The sequence below is a fragment of the Lichenibacterium dinghuense genome, from assembly GCF_021730615.1.
Classification (GTDB): domain Bacteria; phylum Pseudomonadota; class Alphaproteobacteria; order Rhizobiales; family Beijerinckiaceae; genus Lichenihabitans; species Lichenihabitans dinghuensis.
On record NZ_JAJLMN010000001.1, the window covers coordinates 293026 to 311227 of the forward strand.

Genomic DNA, 18202 nt, shown 5'->3' on the forward strand with positions numbered 1-18202 from the left:
CGGTCTCTCCGCCGTCATCGCTTCGCTCGCGATGACGGTGGAGCGCGCTCACCCCACCTTCAACGCTTGTCCCGCCGCGCTCCCCGCGTCGTAGGCCCCTTCGGCGACGAGGCGCCGCGGGCCGCCCTGCCCCTCCACCATCACGAGCCCGAGCTTGGCGAAGGCCTCGTCCACCGCCGACGTCTTCACGACCGCGATGTCGCGCCCCGTGCCGCGGTGGCGGGCGTCGCGCGCGGCCTTGAGGGCGTCGAGCTTGCCGGCGATGCCGTTCACCATGCCGAGCACGAAGGAGGCGTTGACGGTGTGGCGGTCGCGCGTGTCGAAGCGCGCGTAGTCGCGGCTCGTCTTGTAGCGGCCGAGTTCGGCCCGCACGGCATCGTCCACCGTCTCGGCGAGGTCGCGGGCCGCTGCGGCGTCCTCCGGCAGGCCGAAGAAGACGTGGCTGACACCGCCGTCCGCGGTCTTCTCGCGCCACACCCGGCAGTCGCAGAAGGCCGCGATGGCGCCGATGCAGGCGTCGAGCGGCACGCGCTTCCGGTGGCGCGACGCGAAGGCGACGCTGTTGCAGACCGATTCGCGGATCTCGACGTCGGTGAGCGACAGCGCGTGGCGGTCGAGCAGCTCCGCCACCTTGGCGGCGGCCGACAAGGCCTCCCCCTCGGTGCAGCCGTTCTGCACGGTTTTGGCCAGAAGCGCCGCGATTCGGCCCTTCAATCGATCCCGTTCGGTCGACATGCGGTCTCCGGAGGCGGCGCGCCGCCCTTGTGTGACGTCGTATCGAAAGCTTGCGAAGGAAAACGCGACGCTTTAACGTAAAGTCAAGCGTAGAAGCGTCGAGATGACAAACGTGTCTGGCCGCCGCTGTGGCGCTCAATCGACGTAAAACGACCCAAAGGACGCCGGGAACATGAGCGGAGACAGCAACGGGATGCGGATGATCGAGCTCGCGACCGACATCGTGGCCGCCTACGTGGCCCACAATGCCGTTCCGGCGAGTGATCTGCCGACCCTCATCAAGGCTGTTCATGATTCGCTCGACCGCGTGCAGGCGGGACCCGTCGCGGAACCCGTGGTAGAGCCGCAGCAGCCCGCGGTCGCCATCAAGAAATCCGTCACCGACGACTACATCGTATGCCTGGAGGACGGACGGAAGTTCAAGTCGCTGAAGCGCCACCTGCAGTCGGCCTACGGCATGTCGCCCGAGCAGTACCGCGCCAAGTGGAATCTCCCGCGCGACTACCCGATGGTGGCGCCCGCCTACGCCAACAAGCGTTCCGAGCTCGCCCGCCGCATCGGCCTCGGCCGCAAGGTCGAGGGCTGACGGGCAGCGTCAAGCCCGGTCCTCGCGCCGCGTGGGCCGCGGTGGCATGGTGCAGGCCGACCCGGAGCCCGCCATGACCGAACCCTGTGACCTGTCGGCCGTCGACCTCGCCACCGCCATCGCGGGCCGGCGCCTGTCGCCGGTCGAGGCGCTCGACTCCTGCCTGAGCCGCATCGCCGCCGTCGACCCGGCCGTCAACGCCGTCGTGCTGGTGGACGAGGAGGGCGCCCGGAACGCCGCCCGCGCCGCCGAGGCCGCCGTGATGCGCGGCGGCCCGCTCGGGCCCCTGCACGGCGTTCCGGTCGGCATCAAGGACACGCAGGACACGGCCGGCCTGCGCACCACCTACGGCAGCCCCATCTTCGCCGACCACGTCCCGGCCGGGGACGCCGGCTGCGTGGCGCGGCTGCGCACCGCCGGCGCGATCGTGCTCGGCAAGACCAACACACCGGAGTTCGCCGCCGGCGCCAACACCCGCAACCGCGTCTACGGCGCCACCGGCAACGCCTTCGATCCCTCGCGCTCGGCCGCGGGCTCGTCGGGCGGCTCGGCCGTGGCTCTGGCCTGCGGCATGGTCCCGCTCGCGTCCGGGTCCGACACCGGCGGCAGCCTGCGCAACCCCGCCGCCTATGCGGGCGTGGTCGGCCTGCGGCCGTCGCCGGGCCTCGTCGCCGGCGAGGCGCGCGGCCTCGGCTGGAGCCACCTGCCCACGGACGGGCCCATGGCGCGCAGCGTCGCCGACGCCGCGCTGATGCTGTCCGCGATGGCGGGCGACGACGCGCGCGACCCGCTCAGCTACGCGCTGCCGGGCGAGGCCGTGCGCGGGGTACCGGAGCGCTGGTCGCCGCCGCGCCCGGTCGAGTTGAAGGGGCTCCGCCTCGCCTTCACGGAGGACTTCCGCTTCGCGCCGACGGAAGCGCACGTGCGCCGCGTGTTCCGCACCCGCGTCGTCGCGCTGGCGCCGCTGTTCGCGCGCGCCGCCGAGGCGACGCCGGACTGCGCGGGGGCCGACGACGCCTTCGCGGTGCTGCGCGCCTCGCACTTCCTGGCGCAGCACGGGGAGACATACCGGACCCGGCCCGAGATGCTGGGCTCGAACGTGCTCGTCAACGTCGAGGAGGGGCTCGGCTATTCCCTCGCCGACTACGCCCGCGCCGCCGCGGCGCAGACGCGGATCTACCGCGGCTGGCAGTCCTTCTTCGCCGAGCACGACGTGCTGGTGAGCCCGGCCGTGACGCTGAGCCCCCGCCCCTGGGCGGAGCCCTACCCGACCGAGATCGACGGCGTGCCGACCCGCTCCTACTATCAATGGCTGGCGCTCGCCTACGCGGTGACGCTGCCCGGCCATCCGGCGCTGAGCCTGCCGCTCGGCCTCGACGAGTCCGGGATGCCGTTCGGGCTGCAGATCGTCGGGCCCCGCGGCGGCGACGCGCTGGTGCTCGGCGTCGCGGCCGCGCTGGAGCGGGCCTTCGCGGGCGACGCCGCGCTCGGCCGCCCCCGGCCCGACCTCGCCCGGCTCCGCGCGGCGCGGCCGATCAGCGAGGCGAAGGGCTTCAGGGACGGGCTGTGAGGCCCCGGAAGGCCCGATAGCGCGCCGCGATCTCCCGCGCCGTCACGGGCGCCGAGTCGATGGGCGCGTAGCTCCAGCTCTCCAGCCGCCCCGTCCAGCGCCGCACCGCGCCCTCCTCGGTCAGGCGGTCGAGGTAGCGCGTCACCTTGGGGTGGCCGCCCGAGGGCTCGTAGACGTGCACCGGGGCGCCCGTCGCCGTCGCCTCGCCCACCATGTTGGCGCTGTCACCCGTGACCAGGATCGCCGAGGCGTGGGCGAGGATCTGCGGATAAGGGTTCTCCCCCGTGCCGTCCCACACGAAGGCGCGCCCCTCGGCCAGGGCCGGCTGGAGCGCCGCGCGGATCGCAGCCAGCGCGTCGGGCGGCGTGCGGCGCGACGGCGTCACCATCAGGCTCGCGCCCGATCCCGCGATCGTCGCCGCGATGCCGGCCAGCGCCTCCACGTCGGCGGGCGAGAAGTCGTGGTTCACGCCCTTGCCGCCCAGCACCATGGCGACGCGGGGCTGCGGCAGGGGCGCGATGCGCGGGTCGATCGCCGCGCGGGCGCGGGCGAAGACCTCCGGCCGCAGCCGGTGCGCCGGCGTCAGCGACACCACGACGTTGTCGCCGCGCAGCTTGTCGTGCTCCGGGATCCAGATCACGTCGGCCGTGCCGGTGCCGGTGTAGGGGTCCTTCACGAAGACCGTGAAGGTGCGGCCGCCCGAGGCTCGCTTGACCCGGCGCAGGTAGGGCACGGTGCGCCGGCCCGCCGCGAAGACGATGTCGGGATAGGGCGGCGCGATCGGGCTGCCGGGGCGCCCCGGCGCCTCCCGCGGGTCGACCGGGCCGTAGGGCGTCGCCCAGGACCAGGGTGCGCGCGGCGCGATGAGGCGGCGCGGCGGGGCGAGGCCGAGCGCATCGGCGATCCCGAAACACTGCACCTCGTCGCCGATCTTGCCGTCGCTGAGCACCCAGGCGGTCGTGCCGGGCGGGAGCAGCCCCGCGACGGCATCCCGCGCGACCACCTCGGCCGCGGTCAGACCCCCATCTCCCGGCGGAGCCAGTAGGCGAACTGGTAGGAGATCGAGGCGATGCGGCGCTCGGTGATGTCCGGCGTGTACCAGGCGCCGCTGTAGCCCGGATCCAGCGTCGTGTAGAGCGGCGTCTCGGACAGGACGCGGCTGCCGGAGGCCACGATGCCGACGCCCTCGATGTTGTCGGGTCCTTCCCCGCCGTTGCCGCCCCGGCGCCCGCCGGCCCAGGGCGGCAGGTAGAGCGAATGGATGCGCGCGAGGAGGGTGACGCCGCGGTCCCCCGCCCCGACCATCAGGTCGGCGAAGACGTGCCGCAGATCGCCCTGGAGATCGTGCGCCAGGAGGTCGGCGTCGCCCGCGAAGGCCGTGCGCAGGGCGGAGGTGTCCACCGCGACGCGGGCGATGCGGAGCCCGCCGGGAACGGCGGAGCCGCCCGGGACCGGGAGGCCGCCCGGCGGCGGAGGGAGCAGTTGTGCCGCCGCGGGCGCGCTGCGGGCGAGCGGCAGGGCCGCCGCGGCGAGGAGGCCGAGGGCGGCGCGGCGTGTGGGGGAAGACGTCATCGAGGGCGGGCGATCAGCGGAACGCGACGTCGAGCAGCTCGTAGCTCTTGCCGCCGCCGGGGGTGTTCACCTCCACGCTGTCGCCGGTCTTCTTGCCGATCAGGGCGCGGGCCGTGGGCGAGGTGATCGACACCTTGCCGCTCTTCACGTCGGCCTCGGCCTCGCCGACGATCTGGAACACCTTCTTCTCCTCCGTGTCCTCGTCCACCAGCGTCACGGTCGCGCCGAACTTCACCGTCTTGCCCGACAGCTTGGACACGTCGATGACCTCGGCGCGCGACAGCTTGTCCTCCAACTCGGCGATGCGGCCCTCGTTGAGCGACTGCGATTCCTTGGCGGCGTGGTATTCGGCGTTCTCGGACAGGTCGCCGTGGGAGCGGGCCTCCGCGATCGCCTGGATGATGCGCGGGCGCTCCTCCTGCTGGCGCATCTTCAGCTCGGCCTCCAGCGCGGAATAGCCCGCGACGGTCATCGGCACTCTGTCCATCTCGTTCACTCTCGACGGTGCATCGCGGGCCGGCGCCCGCGATGGCGGCATGGGGGTCGGGCCGGCCCGCACGCCCGCGGCGCGCCCGGAGCGGGTGGGTCGAGACCGGCTCGACGGTTGGTCAGGATGATGCGGGCGCGGGGCCCCGTCAACACGCGGCGAAGCGGCGGGGTTCCGGGGACACGCCGAAGGCCGCGGGCCCCCGGCGGCCGATCTTCAGTTGAAATAGTCCTGCAGGGCCCGCACTTCGAGCTCGCCGCCGACGTAGCCGCCGATGCCGCGCGCCGCCGCGATGGCGCCCGCCAGCGTGGTGTAATAGGGCACCTTGTGCAGCAGGGCGGCGCGCCGCAGGTCGCGTGAATCGCTGAGCGCGCGGGCCCCCTCCGTGGTGTTGACCACGAGCTGGATGCCGCCGTTCTTGATGGCGTCGACGACGTGCGGCCGGCCCTCCGACACCTTGTTGACCTTCGTGGCCTCGATGCCGGCCTCGCGCAGGCTCTTCAGCGTGCCGCCGGTCGCCTGGATGCGGAAGCCGAGCCCGGCCAGCACCCGGATGGTATCGAGCACGCGCGGCTTGTCGGAATCCTTTACGGAGACGAAGACCGCGCCCCGGGTCGGCACCGCCGTGCCGGCGCCGAGCTGGCTCTTGGCGAAGGCGATGTCGAAGGAGCGGTCGAGGCCGATCACCTCGCCGGTGGAGCGCATCTCCGGGCCCAGCACCGTGTCGACGCCGGGGAAGCGCGCGAAGGGGAACACCGCCTCCTTCACGGCCACGTGGTCGAGCTTCAGCGCCTGGAGATCGAAGGACGCGAGCTTCTCGCCCGCCATCACGCGCGACGCGATCTTGGCGAGAGGCTTGCCGATCACCTTGGCCACGAAGGGCACGGTGCGCGACGCGCGCGGGTTCACCTCCAGCACGAAGATCGCGCCGTCCTTGAGGGCGTATTGCACGTTCATCAGCCCGACCACGCCGAGCGCCAGCGCCAGCACGCGCGTCTGGCGCTCGATCTCGGCGACCGTCCCGGCATCGAGCGAGTGGGGCGGCAGCGAGCAGGCCGAGTCGCCCGAGTGGATGCCGGCCTCCTCGATGTGCTCCATGATGCCGGCCACCACGACGTCCGTCCCGTCGCAGAGCGCGTCGACGTCGACCTCGATCGCGTCGGACAGGTAGCGGTCGAACAGCAGCGGATTGGTGCCCAGCACCGTGTTGATCTGCCCCGTCTTGTCGTTGGGGTAGCGCGTCTTCACCTCGGGCGGCACGAGGCCGGGCAGCACGTCGAGCAGGTAGGAGTCGAGCGCGGCGTCGGTGCGCACGATCGCCATGGCGCGGCCACCGAGCACGTAGGAGGGGCGCACGACGAGCGGCAGGCCGAGCGAGGCCGCGACAAGGCGCGACTGCTCGACCGAATAGGAGATGCCGTTCTTCGGCTGCTTCAGGCCCACCTTGTCGAGCAGGCGCTTGAAGCGGTCGCGGTCCTCGGCGAGGTCGATCGAATCCACGGTGGTGCCGAGGATCGGGATGCCGGCCTCCTGCAGGGCGTGGGCGAGCTTGAGCGGCGTCTGGCCGCCGAACTGCACGATGACGCCCTTCAGCGTGCCGCGCGAACGCTCGACCTCCAGCACCTCCAGCACGTCCTCGGCGGTGAGGGGCTCGAAGTAGAGTCGGTCGGACGTGTCGTAGTCGGTCGACACCGTCTCGGGGTTGCAGTTGACCATCACGGTCTCGTAGCCCGCGTCGCGCAGCGCGAAGCAGGCGTGGCAGCAGCAATAGTCGAACTCGATGCCCTGGCCGATGCGGTTCGGGCCGCCGCCGAGGATCACCACCTTCTCGCGATCGGACGGGCGCGCCTCGTCGGCGGGCGCCCCCGCGAAAGGCGGCGCGTAGGTCGAGTACATGTAGGCGGTGGGCGAGGCGAACTCGGCCGCGCAGGTGTCGATGCGCTTGAACACCGGGCGCACGCCCAAGCTCCGGCGCGCGGCCGTCACCTCCGCGACCTCGCGGCCCGCGAGGGCGGCCAACCGCGCGTCCGAGAAGCCGGCGCTCTTGAGCGCCCGCAGGCTCGGGGCCGTGGTGGGCACGCCGAAGCGGCGCACCTTCTCCTCGAGGTCGACGATGTCCTGGATCTGCGCGATGAACCATGGATCGAAGGCGCAGGCCTCGTGGATCTCGGCGTGGCTCATGCCGTGGCGCAGCGCCTGGGCGACGACCAGGATGCGGTCCGGCGTCGGCCGGCCGAGCGCGGCCCGCAGCGCGACCGTCTCCTCGCCGGGCACGAGGCCCTCGATCGGGATCTCGTCGAGGCCGTTCAGCCCCGTCTCCAGCGAGCGCAGGGCCTTCTGCAGGCTTTCGCCGAAGGTCCGGCCGATCGCCATGGCCTCGCCCACCGACTTCATGGCGGTGTTGAGGATGGGCTCGGCGCCGGGGAACTTCTCGAAGGCGAAGCGCGGGATCTTGGTGACGACGTAGTCGATCGTCGGCTCGAAGGAGGCCGGCGTGGCGCCACCCGTGATGTCGTTCTGGATCTCGTCCAGCGTGTAGCCGACCGCGAGCTTGGCCGCGACCTTGGCGATGGGGAAGCCCGTGGTCTTGGAGGCCAGCGCCGAGGAGCGCGACACGCGCGGGTTCATCTCGATGACGATCATGCGGCCGTCCGCGGGGTTCACCGCGAACTGCACGTTGGAGCCGCCCGTCTCGACGCCGATCTCGCGCAGCACCGCGAGGCTGGCGTCGCGCATGATCTGGTATTCCTTGTCGGTCAGCGTCAGCGCGGGCGCCACCGTGATCGAGTCGCCCGTGTGGACCCCCATGGGGTCGACGTTCTCGATCGAGCAGATGATGATGGCGTTGTCGGCGCGGTCGCGTACGACCTCCATCTCGTATTCCTTCCAGCCGAGCACGCTTTCCTCGACCAGAACCTGCGTGGTCGGGGAAGCGTCGAGGCCGCGCTCGATGATCTCGATATATTCGTCGCGGTTGTAGGCGATGCCGCCGCCGGTGCCGCCCATGGTGAAGGACGGGCGGATGATGGCCGGCAGGCCGACGTCGTCGAGGCAGGCGAGCGCCTCTGCGAGTGAGCCGACGTGGTGCGAGCGCGGGGTCGCGAGGCCGATCTTGGTCATGGCGTCGCGGAACAGCTCGCGGTCCTCGGCCTTGTCGATGGCGGCCGCGGTGGCGCCGATCAGCTCGACGTCGTGCTCCTTCAGCGTGCCCATGCGCTCGAGAGCGAGGGCGCAGTTGAGCGCCGTCTGGCCGCCCATGGTGGGCAGCAGCGCGAAGCCGCCCGGCACGGCGTGGCGCTCGGCCGCGATGATCTTGGCCACGACCTCGGGGGTGATGGGCTCGACGTAGGTCCGGTCCGCCATGTCCGGGTCGGTCATGATGGTGGCGGGGTTGGAGTTGACGAGCACGATCCGGTAGCCGTCCTCGCGCAGCGCCTTGCAGGCCTGGGTGCCCGAATAGTCGAACTCGCAGGCCTGGCCGATGATGATCGGGCCGGCCCCGATGATCATGATCGTGGCGATGTCGGTGCGCTTCGGCATCAAAAGGTCCTACGGATTCGCGTGTCGTCGTCGGCCGGGCGGGCCCCGTCTCTTAGAGCAGGCCCGACCGTTGCGGAAGCGCCGCAGCTTCGTCGCTCCTCACACATGCAAAGACCCGGCCTTCCGGCCGGGTCTTTGCATCGTCGGAGGCCGAGAAGGCCGATCACATTGGGGGCGTGACGCCGTCCTTGCCGACCACCACGGCGCCCTTCTCGATCTTGTCGCCGGTCATGCCGGGGGCGTTGATGAACACCTTGGCGCCGGGCACGAGGTCGGCCTTGGTGGCCTCGCCGAGCTGCACGATCGGGGTGCCGTCCTTGATGTCGACCTTCTTCTCGCCGCCCTTGTAGGTGAGCGTGACCGTCTTGCCGTCGGTGCCCTTCACCTCGTTGTTCACCGTGGCGTTGGTCATCATGGTCTTGCCGCCGGGCTGCAGGTCCCAGGCGTAGTGGCCCTCGCCCGTGCCCTTCATGGCCTCGGGGAACACGACGACCTCGACGGCCTTCATGCCCGTGTCCTCGCCCACCGTGGCGGTGCCGATGAACACGCCCGGCTTGATGTCGGCCATCGTGGCCTTCGAGGCGCCGACGATCTTCCAGCCGTCGTCGAGGTTGAACATCACGTCCTTGCCGTCGCGGTCCTTGACCTTGACGACCGAGCCGTCGACCGACGTGATCGTGCCGCGCTCGTGAATGTTCTCGGCGCTCGCCTGGCCGACGGCGGCGAAGCCGAAGACGGCGGCGATCGCCAGCGGGGCGACGTGACGGTTGAAACCGAAAGCCATGGTTCGTGTCCCTGGTGTGAGCGCAGGCCGGAGGTGTCCGGCCGGCGCGGCGGCCGAACGAACCCGGGGCGAGATCGCCGCCGGGCGGACCGTGCTGTCCGGTTCGGCGGAGCCGGCGTCGGGGTTACACCGGGGTCAGCGGCGGCCGAAGGCCTCGTCCTCGGCTTCTTCGAGCTCGGCCTCGACGAGGCAGAAGCCCGGCACGGTGCCGGTCTTGATCTCGTCGACGATCTCGCCGTACCAGAGCACGTGCACGTCGTCGCCCTGGTCCCCGGTCACCACCATGGCCGGGCCGCCCGACTTGAGCTGCACGATGTCGCCCTTCTTGAAGTCCATCTTCCGTCTCCGTGTTCGGCACTCCGCCCGAAGGCGGCCGCCCCCTGCGCATGGACCGGGATGATGTCAAACAGGCGACGATCCCGCCCCTGGCCCTGCCGGCCCGATCCGTAGCACGGGGAAAACGCCGCAGACAGGCCGGAAGCGCGCCTTCGGCGGCGCGTGAACAGCTGCGGGGGATGGGAGGAGCCGAACCCGCTTTCGCTGCCGGAGCCGGGCTGGCGACGGGCGGAAACGCCGTCGCCCCCTCAGGGCCAGATCACCTTCGGCGGAAGCGACGACAGGATCGACTCGACGTTGCCGCCCGTCTTCAGCCCGAAAATGGTGCCGCGGTCGTGCAGCAGGTTGAACTCGACGTAGCGCCCGCGGCGCACGAGCTGCTCGTGCCGCTCGGCCTCGCCGTAGGGCCGGCCGACGTCGCCGCGCACGATCTCGGGATAGACGCCGAGGAAGGCCTCGCCGACTGCGCGGGTGAAGGCGAAGTCCTCGTCCCAGGCGTCGCTGAGGTAGTCGTAGAAGATGCCGCCGATGCCGCGCGGCTCGTTCCGGTGCGGCAGGTGGAAGTAGGTGTCGCACCAGGCCTTGAGCTTGGGGTAGTCCGCCACGCCCGCGTGGGCCTCGCAGGCGGCGCGGAGCGCGGCATGGAAGGCGAGGCTGTCGGGGTCGTCCTGCGTGCGGCGCCGGTCGAGCACGGGGGTGAGGTCGGCGCCGCCGCCGAACCAGGCGCGGCTCGTCACCACGAAGCGCGTGTTCATGTGCACCGCCGGCACGTTGGGGTTCCACGGATGCGCGATGAGCGAGATGCCCGACGCCCAGAAGCGCGGGTCCTCGGCGGCGCCGGGCATGGACTTGGCGAACTCCGGCGCGAAGGTGCCGTGAACCGTGGAAGCGTGGATGCCGGCCTTCTCGAAGACGCGGCCGTGCAGCATCGCCATGGTGCCGCCGCCGCCCGGCGCGCCGCTGTGGTCGGTGCGGAGCCACGGCTTGCGGGCGAACCGGCCCGCCGCCGCGGGCGCTTCCGCCGAGCCCGCGGGGCCGGCGTCCTCCAGCGCCTCGAAGGCGGCGATGAGCTGGCCCTGCAGCGCTTCGAACCAGGCGCGCGCGCTGCCTTTGCGGGTTTCGAGGTCCTCGGCTGGAATCTGCATGGTCCATCGTCCGCTGTCTGGGCGTCCCCCGTTTGCATTTGCGCGCATGCGAATGCAAACCGCCGTGCCGCCCGCAAGTCCAGGACCCCCCTCCACCGTGTCTCCCGTCTCCCCCCGCGCCGCCGTGGTCGGCGCCGGCCCCGCCGGCCTCATGGCCGCCGAAGTCCTGTCGCGGGGCGGGGCGCGCGTGACCGTGTTCGACCGCATGCCGACGCCCGGCCGCAAATTCCTGATGGCGGGGCGCGGCGGCCTCAACATCACCCACAGCGAGGGGATGGACCGCTTCCTGCCCCGCTACGGCGCCGGGGAGGCGCTGGTCGCCCCCGCGCTCGCCGGCTTCGACCCGGACGCGCTGCGGCGCTGGTGCGCGGAGCTCGGCGAGGACACCACGGTCGGCTCGAGCGGCCGCGTGTTCCCGCGGAGCTTCAAGGCCTCGCCCCTGCTCCGCGCCTGGCTGCGCCGCCTCGGCACGGCGGGCGTCGCCTTCCGCCCGCGCCACCGCTGGACCGGGTGGGTCGGGGACGGCGCGCTGCGCTTCGCGGCACCCGACGGCGAGCACGTCGAGCGCTTCGACGCCGCCGTGCTGGCGATGGGCGGGGCGTCCTGGCCGCAGCTCGGCTCGGACGGGCGCTGGACGGAGGCGCTGCGCGCCGAGGGCGCCGCCGTGTCGCCCCTCGCGCCGTCGAACTGCGGCTTCGCGGTCGCCTGGTCGGACGCGTTCCGCGACCGCTTCGAAGGGCAGCCGCTCAAGCACGTCGCCCTCTCGTTCGGCCCCCACCAGTCGCGCGGCGAGGCCGTGGTGACGCGAGCGGGGCTCGAGGGCGGCGGGGTCTACGCCCTGTCGGGGCCGCTGCGCGACGCCGTCGCGGCCGAGGGCTCCGCCGTGCTCGCGGTCGACCTGCAGCCGGACCGCCCGCGCGAGGCCGTCGTGGCGCGGCTCGCGGCGGCGCGGGCCGGCAAGGCCTCCGTGTCGACCGCGCTCCGCAAAGCGCTGCACCTGTCGCCCGTCGCGGTCGGGCTGCTGCAGGAGGCGGCCCACGCCGAGGGGCGGCCGCTCGGCGCGCGCGACGACGCGGAACTCGCCGCGCTGGTCGGCGCCGTGCCGGTGCGGCTCGACGCCCCCATGCCGATCGCCGGCGCCATCTCGTCCGCGGGCGGGCTCGCCGCCGCCGAGCTCGACGCGCGCCACATGCTGCGTCGGCGGCCCGGCACCTTCGCGGCCGGCGAGATGCTGGACTGGGAGGCCCCGACCGGCGGCTACCTGCTGCAGGCCTGCTTCGCCACCGGCGCGGCCGCGGGTGCCGGCGCCCTCGCCTGGCTGGCGGAGCGCTGACCTACCGGAGCTGCCGGAGCGCTTCGCCGAGCACCATGGCGGCCGCCACGGCGACATTGAGCGAGCGGAAGCCCGGCCGCATCGGCACCGTCAGCCGGAGGTCGGCGGCGGCGTGGACCTCCGGCGGAACGCCCGCCGATTCGCGCCCGACCATCAGCACGTCCCCGGGCCGGAACGGAACGTCGCGGTAGTCCGCCTCCGCGCCCGTGGTGAGCAGCACCAGCCGGGGACGCGGCACCGCCCCGGCCCGCCACGCCTCGAAGGCGGCGAAGGACGCGTGGCGGCGCAGGTCGAGCGCGTCGAGGTAGTCCATCCCGGCGCGGCGGAAGTTGCGGTCCGCCGTGGGGAAGCCCGCCGGCTCGACGAGGTCGGCGCCGACGCCCAGGCAGGCGCAGGTACGGAAGAGCGTGCCGGCATTCTGCGGGATGTCGGGCTGGAACAGCGCCAGCCGCAACGGAGGCGCGATCATGCCCGGCCCATGCTGCAGCGCAGCAACGCGGGATCGCCCGGGGCCGAGGCTGGACAACCCTCGGCAAGGGTGCGACAGATCGGCGGCCGACGGCAGCCCCTCCGAGCGCCGCATTGCAGTGCGGGGACGGTGCGGAAACCGGCGGTGGCGTTGGGTCGCATTGTTGCACCTCCGGCACGGCTCTACCCGTCGCCGGCGCGGGAACGGGCGATCGGGACGCGATAATGTCCGGGAGCGGGCCACCGTTCCACGGACGAACGATCGATACGGGAGTGACGCGTTGTCGACGGCGACTGCGAACCACGGCCATGGGCCGTCCGACGGCGTGACCCGGCGGGACATGCTGCTCATCGCCACCGGCGCGGTGGGCGCGGTCGGCGTCGGGACGATGGTCTGGCCGCTGATCTCGCAGATGAGCCCGGACGCCTCCACGCTCGCCCTGTCTTCGACCGAGATCGACATCTCCAAGATCGAGCCCGGCCAGATCGTCACCGTGAAGTGGCGCGGCAACCCCGTCTTCGTGCGCCACCGCACCCCCAAGGAGATCAAGGAGTCGGAGGACACACCGCTGTCCGAGCTCAAGGATCCGCAGACCGACGCCCAGCGGGTGCAGAAGCCCGAGTGGCTCATCGTGATCGGCATCTGCACCCACCTCGGCTGCGTGCCGCTCGGCCACGACGGGCCCTACGACGGCTGGAAGTGCCCCTGCCACGGCTCGGTCTACGACGTGTCCGGCCGCATCCGGTCCGGCCCGGCGCCGCTCAACCTCGCCGTGCCCACCTACGCCTTCCTGTCCGACACCAAGGTCAAGATCGGCTGACGCCGCGGTCCTTTTCGAGAGAGCCAGCCATGAGTGGAGCCTCGACCTACGTCCCCAAGAACCCGGTGCTGCGCTGGTTCGAAAGCCGGCTGCCCATCGTGGGGCTCGTCCATTCGTCCTTCGTGGTGTTTCCGAACCCGCGCAACCTGAACTATTTCTGGACCTTCGGCGGCATCCTCGCCTTCATGCTGGTGTGCCAGATCGTGACCGGCGTCGTGCTGGCCATGCATTATACGCCCGAAGCCACGCTCGCCTTCGCCTCCGTCGAGCACATCATGCGCGACGTGAACTACGGCTGGATGCTGCGCTACATCCACGCCAACGGCGCTTCGATGTTCTTCATCGCGGTCTACATCCACATCGCGCGGGGCATGTACTACGGCTCCTACAAGGCGCCGCGCGAGGTGCTGTGGATCCTGGGCCTCATCATCTTCCTCCTGATGATGGCGACGGCCTTCATGGGCTACGTGCTGCCCTGGGGGCAGATGAGCTTCTGGGGCGCCAAGGTCATCACCTCGCTGTTCTCCGCCATCCCGGTCGTCGGCGACTCGATCACCGTGTGGCTGTGGGGCGGCTACTCGGTCGGCAACGCCACGCTGAACCGGTTCTTCTCGCTCCACTACCTCATGCCCTTCATGATCGCCGGCGTGGTGGTGCTGCACATCTGGGCGCTGCACGTGCCGGGTTCCAACAACCCGGTCGGCGTCGAGGTCAAGTCAAAGAAGGACACCCTGCCCTTCCATCCCTACTTCACCGTGAAGGACGGGCTGGCGCTGTCCTGCTTCCTGGTGTTCTTCGCCTATTTCGTGTTCTTCATCCCAAACTACCTCGGCCACTCGGACAACTACATCGAGGCGAACCCGCTGGTGACGCCGGCCCACATCGTCCCCGAATGGTACTTCCTGCCCTACTACGCCATGCTGCGGGCCGTGCCGTCCAAGCTCGGCGGCGTCTGCGCCCTGTTCGGGTCGATCCTGCTGCTGGCCTTCATGCCCTGGCTCGACACGTCGCGCATCCGCTCGTCCAACTTCCGGCCGATCTACCGGGTGTTCCTGTTCATCTTCTTCGCCGACGTCTTCGTGCTCGGCTATTGCGGGTCGCAGGAGCCGCAGGGCGCCATCGTGCTCGTGTCGCAGGTGGCGACGCTCTGGTACTTCCTGCACCTGCTGGTCATCACCCCGCTGATGGGCTTCTTCGAGACGCCGCGGCAGCTCCCGGCCTCCATCACCGAGGCGGTGCTGGGCCCGCGCGTGGCGGGCGGATCGGGCTCCTTCGCGGCGGCCCGCACCGCGGCCTCCCCGTCGGTCGACGGCTGACCCCTGGCGAGAAGCGGATCACTCAACAGATGACGACCCTCGCCAAATCCCTTCTGGTCGCCGCGGGCCTCGCCCTCGGCACGCTCGGCGCGGCCTCCGCACAGGAGGCCGAGAACCCCCTGCCCCCCATGGAGCACTGGGCGTTCTCGGGCCCCTTCGGCACCTACGACACGGCGCAGCTCCAGCGCGGCTACCAAGTGTACCGCCAGGTCTGCTCGAACTGCCACGCGGCCAAGTTCATGTCGTTCCGCAACCTCGCGGAGCCGGGCGGGCCGGAGTTCTCGGACAGCCAGGTCAAGGCGCTGGCCGCCACCTTCAAGGTCCAGGACGGGCCTGACGATTCGGGCAACATGTACGAGCGGCCCGGCCGCCCGTCGGACCCGTTCCCGTCGCCCTTCGCCAACGAACAGGCGGCGCGGGCCGCCAACGGCGGCGCCTACCCGCCCGACATGTCGACGCTGGCCAAGGCGCGCTCCTTCGAGCGCGGCGGGCTGTGGTTCCTGCTCGAGCCCTTCAGCCAGTACCAGAACGAGGGGCCGGACTACATCCACGCCCTTCTGAACGGCTACAAGGACGACCCGCCGGCCGGGTTCAAGCTGCCCGACGGGAAATACTACAACGAGTATTTCCCGGGCCACGCCATCTCGATGCCGCCGCCGCTCAGCGACGGGCTCGTCGACTACACGGACGGGTCGCCGAAGACGGTCGCGCAATATTCGAAGGACATCGCCGCCTACCTCCAATGGATGGCCGAGCCGAAGCTCGACCAGCGCAAGCAGACGGGCTTCAAGGCGGTGATCTTCCTGGCCGTCTTCGCGGGGCTGCTGTTCGTGCTGAAGCACCGCATCTGGGCCGGCGTGAAGGACGCGAGCGGCACGGCGGGCGCGGGTTCGATGCCGCTGATGGACCCGAAGCCGCGGGTGTAGCACCCGCCTTCTCCCTTCGCGGGAGAAGAGCCCGCCCTGAGCTCGACGAAGGACGGCCTCGCGGAGCGAGGTCGACTGAGGGGACCTGCTCCGCCCCCTCCGCTCCGAAGCGTCCGTCGTCGGGCGCCGTGCCACGCCCCCTCATCCGTCATGGCTTCGCCATGACGCCTTCTCCCGCGGGGGGAGAAGGGGCGCTCTCAGTTGTTGAAGCGGAAGTGCAGCACGTCGCCGTCCGCCACGACGTAGTCCTTGCCCTCCAGGCGGAACTTGCCGGCCTCGCGCGCGCCGGCCTCGCCCTTGTTGGCCACGTAATCGTCGTAGGCGATCGTCTCGGCGCGGATGAAGCCCTTCTCGAAGTCGGAGTGGATCACCCCCGCGGCGCCCGGCGCGCGCGTGCCGGCCGTGATGGTCCAGGCGCGCGTCTCCTTCGGGCCCACGGTGAAGTAGGTCACGAGGTGGAGCAGCGCGTAGCCGGCCCGGATGGCGCGGTTGAGCCCCGGCTCGGCGAGGCCGATGGCGTCGAGGTAGTCCTTCTGTTCGGCCGCGGGCAGCACCGCGATCTCGCTCTCGATCTTGGCCGACACGACGACGCTCTCGGCGCCCTCGGCCTTGGCACGCGCCGCGACCTCGGCCGAGAGCGCGTTGCCGGCGTCCGCCGACTCCTCCTCGACATTGCACACGTAGAGCACGGGCTTGGACGACAGCAGGCCGAGCCCGGCGAAGAGCTTGCGCTCCTCCGGCTTCACCTCGACCATGCGCGCCGGCTTGCCGTCGCGCAGCAGGGCGAGGCAGCGGTTCACGAGGTCGAGCGTCTCCTTGGCTTCCTTGTCGCCGCCCTTGGCCTTCTTCTCCATGGCGACGACGCGCTTCTCCAGGCTGTCGAGGTCGGACAGCATGAGCTCGGTCTCGATGATCTCGATGTCGTCGATGGGCGAGAGCCGGTTCTCGACGTGGGTCACGTCGTTGTCGACGAAGCAGCGCACCACGTGAGCGACGGCGTCGCATTCGCGGATGTTGGCCAGGAACTGGTTGCCGAGGCCCTCGCCCTTGGACGCGCCGCGCACGAGGCCCGCGATGTCGACGAAGGTGAGCCGCGTCGGGATGATCTCCTTCGACGCGGCTATCCCGGCCAGCGCGTCGAGCCGCGGGTCCGGCACCGCCACGTCGCCGACGTTGGGCTCGATGGTGCAGAACGGGTAGTTGGCGGCCTGCGCGGCCGCCGTCTGGGTGAGGGCGTTGAAAAGCGTCGACTTGCCGACGTTCGGCAGGCCGACGATGCCGCATTTGAAACCCATGGTGCTTTCGGCCTTTCGATGGCGCTGCGCGTGTCGGCCGCCGTTGAACCACGGCGGCCGGGTCGCGGTCTACACCCCCTCGGCGCGGCCGGCCGGCGGGCTCACATCCCGAGCTGGGCCGCGGTGTAGTAGCCGCCGTCGACCAGCACCGACTTCACGTTGGCCTTGGTGACGAGGACGGGGTTGAGAAGGTAGGTCGGCACCACCTTCTTGCCGTTGTCGTAGGTCTTGGCGTCGTTGATCTGCGGCTGCGAGCCGGTGAGCAGCGCGTCGACCATGCCGACCACGACCTTGGCGAGATCGCGCGTGTCCTTGTAGATCGAGGAATACTGCTCGCCGGCGAGGATCGACTTGACCGACTGGATCTGACAGTCCTGGCCGGTGACGACCGGCAGCTTCATCGAACCCGAGCCGTAGCCGACGCCCTTCAGCGAGGAGATGACGCCGACCGCGATGTTGTCGTTGGGCGCCAGCACGGCGTTGAGCGTCTTGCCCGTGTAGTAGGCGGACAGGAGGTTGTCCATGCGGGACTGCGCCGTCGCGGCGTCCCACTTCGGGGTCGCGACCACCTTCATGCCGGTCTGGCCGCTCTGCACGACGAGCTTCTTGCTGTCGATGTAGGGGCCGAGCGCCGACATGGCCCCGTCGTAGAAGAAGTAGGCGTTGTTGTCGTCGGGGGAGCCGCCGAACAGCTCGATGTTGAACGTTCCCTTGCCGTCCTTCAGGCCGAGCGCGTCGACGATGCTGGTGCCCTGCAGCACGCCGACCTTGAAGTTGTCGAAGGTCGCGTAATAGTCGACGTTGGGCGAGTTGCGGATCAGGCGGTCGTAGGCGATGACCTTGATGCCGGCGTCGTGGGCCTTCTGCAGCACGTCGGTCAGCGTGGTGCCGTCGATGGCGGCGATCACCAGCACCTTGGCGCCCTTGGTGACCATGTTCTCGATCTGGGCGAGCTGGTTCGGGATGTCGTCGTCGGCATATTGCAGGTCGACGCTGTAGCCCTTGGCGCCGAGCTGCTTGGCCATGTTGTTGCCGTCGTCGATCCACCGCTGGGTGGTCTTCTCCGGCATCGAGACGCCGATCAGGCCCTTGTCGGCCGCCGACGCCGCCCGCAGGCCCATCGCCGAGGCGGCGGTGCCGCCGAGCGCGAGGACCCCGAAATTCCTGCGTGTGATCATGCGCGTCACCTCCCGCTGTCGTCGGGCGGTGCCCGGCGTCGTCGCGCCGGTGCTGTCCGCCTCCCGGCAGCGTAGCAGCGTGAGGTACGTACCGCAAGGCGAGCCGTGGG

Annotated in this window: 17 protein-coding genes; 6 read left to right on the plus strand and 11 right to left on the minus strand. The window is 71.0% G+C overall.

The window, feature by feature from the left end; genetic code table 11:
- Positions 1 to 48: 48 nt before the first annotated feature.
- Entirely contained in the window at positions 49 to 735 is a 687-nt protein-coding gene (locus L7N97_RS01390; RefSeq protein ID WP_237476598.1) for a DUF7168 domain-containing protein, read from the minus strand.
- 172 nt (positions 736 to 907) lie between these two features.
- Between L7N97_RS01390 and L7N97_RS01395 the strand changes: the two genes are divergently transcribed.
- Together L7N97_RS01395 and L7N97_RS01400 are read left to right on the plus strand one after the other, a co-directional pair.
- On the plus strand, positions 908 to 1321 hold the full coding sequence (locus L7N97_RS01395) for a Ros/MucR family transcriptional regulator (RefSeq protein ID WP_237476599.1): 414 nt from the start codon (positions 908 to 910) through the stop codon (positions 1319 to 1321).
- 73 nt (positions 1322 to 1394) lie between these two features.
- Positions 1395 to 2891 (plus strand): amidase, encoded by a 1497-nt coding sequence (locus L7N97_RS01400; protein WP_237476600.1) that lies wholly within the window; start codon positions 1395 to 1397, stop codon positions 2889 to 2891.
- On the opposite strand, the gene L7N97_RS01405 is transcribed toward L7N97_RS01400, so the two are convergent.
- The 7 genes from L7N97_RS01405 to hemF all read right to left on the minus strand — a co-directional run bounded on the left by L7N97_RS01405 (position 2875) and on the right by hemF (position 10755).
- Positions 2875 to 3894 (minus strand): mitochondrial fission ELM1 family protein, encoded by a 1020-nt coding sequence (locus L7N97_RS01405; RefSeq protein WP_237476601.1) that lies wholly within the window; start codon positions 3892 to 3894, stop codon positions 2875 to 2877. The two genes, L7N97_RS01400 and L7N97_RS01405, sit on opposite strands and share 17 nt — an antisense overlap.
- Positions 3895 to 3905: 11 nt before the next feature.
- Positions 3906 to 4463, minus strand: coding sequence for a hypothetical protein (locus tag L7N97_RS01410; protein ID WP_237476602.1), 558 nt, complete (start codon positions 4461 to 4463; stop codon positions 3906 to 3908).
- 13 nt (positions 4464 to 4476) lie between these two features.
- Complete coding sequence (gene greA, locus L7N97_RS01415) at positions 4477 to 4950, minus strand: transcription elongation factor GreA (protein WP_237476603.1); 474 nt, start codon at positions 4948 to 4950, stop codon at positions 4477 to 4479.
- 216 nt (positions 4951 to 5166) lie between these two features.
- Positions 5167 to 8490, minus strand: coding sequence for a carbamoyl-phosphate synthase large subunit (gene carB / locus L7N97_RS01420; RefSeq protein WP_237476604.1), 3324 nt, complete (start codon positions 8488 to 8490; stop codon positions 5167 to 5169).
- Positions 8491 to 8653: 163 nt separating this feature from the next.
- Positions 8654 to 9274, minus strand: coding sequence for a hypothetical protein (locus L7N97_RS01425; protein ID WP_237476605.1), 621 nt, complete (start codon positions 9272 to 9274; stop codon positions 8654 to 8656).
- Between the two features lie 135 nt (positions 9275 to 9409).
- On the minus strand, positions 9410 to 9610 hold the full coding sequence (locus tag L7N97_RS01430; protein ID WP_237476606.1) for a DUF2158 domain-containing protein: 201 nt from the start codon (positions 9608 to 9610) through the stop codon (positions 9410 to 9412).
- A 248-nt stretch (positions 9611 to 9858) separates the two neighbouring features.
- On the minus strand, positions 9859 to 10755 hold the full coding sequence (gene hemF / locus L7N97_RS01435; protein WP_237476607.1) for an oxygen-dependent coproporphyrinogen oxidase: 897 nt from the start codon (positions 10753 to 10755) through the stop codon (positions 9859 to 9861).
- A gap of 97 nt (positions 10756 to 10852) precedes the next feature.
- On the opposite strand from hemF, the gene L7N97_RS01440 reads away from it, so the two are divergent.
- A complete protein-coding gene (locus tag L7N97_RS01440) occupies positions 10853 to 12088 on the plus strand; it encodes a BaiN/RdsA family NAD(P)/FAD-dependent oxidoreductase (RefSeq protein WP_309242747.1) in 1236 nt (411 codons plus the stop codon).
- A gap of 1 nt (position 12089) precedes the next feature.
- Here L7N97_RS01440 and L7N97_RS01445 read toward each other — a convergent pair whose 3' ends face one another.
- Entirely contained in the window at positions 12090 to 12557 is a 468-nt protein-coding gene (locus L7N97_RS01445) for a tRNA (cytidine(34)-2'-O)-methyltransferase (RefSeq protein ID WP_237476608.1), read from the minus strand.
- A 280-nt stretch (positions 12558 to 12837) separates the two neighbouring features.
- Here L7N97_RS01445 and petA point away from each other — a divergent pair, with 280 nt between their 5' ends.
- Genes petA through L7N97_RS01460 form a run of 3 tightly spaced genes read left to right on the plus strand, consistent with a single transcriptional unit; the run spans position 12838 to position 15619 of the window.
- Positions 12838 to 13377 carry a ubiquinol-cytochrome c reductase iron-sulfur subunit gene (gene petA / locus L7N97_RS01450; protein WP_255721595.1) on the plus strand — a complete coding sequence of 180 codons (540 nt, stop codon included), beginning with the start codon at positions 12838 to 12840 and terminating at the stop codon, positions 13375 to 13377.
- Between the two features lie 29 nt (positions 13378 to 13406).
- Positions 13407 to 14693 (plus strand): cytochrome b, encoded by a 1287-nt coding sequence (locus tag L7N97_RS01455; protein ID WP_237476609.1) that lies wholly within the window; start codon positions 13407 to 13409, stop codon positions 14691 to 14693.
- A 29-nt stretch (positions 14694 to 14722) separates the two neighbouring features.
- Entirely contained in the window at positions 14723 to 15619 is an 897-nt protein-coding gene (locus L7N97_RS01460) for a cytochrome c1 (RefSeq protein WP_237476610.1), read from the plus strand.
- Positions 15620 to 15816: 197 nt separating this feature from the next.
- Here L7N97_RS01460 and ychF read toward each other — a convergent pair whose 3' ends face one another.
- Positions 15817 to 16914: a redox-regulated ATPase YchF gene (ychF, locus tag L7N97_RS01465; RefSeq protein WP_237476611.1), complete on the minus strand. Its 1098-nt coding sequence runs from the start codon at positions 16912 to 16914 to the stop codon at positions 15817 to 15819.
- A gap of 101 nt (positions 16915 to 17015) precedes the next feature.
- Positions 17016 to 18092 (minus strand): multiple monosaccharide ABC transporter substrate-binding protein, encoded by a 1077-nt coding sequence (chvE, locus tag L7N97_RS01470; RefSeq protein ID WP_237476612.1) that lies wholly within the window; start codon positions 18090 to 18092, stop codon positions 17016 to 17018.
- Positions 18093 to 18202: the final 110 nt, after the last annotated feature.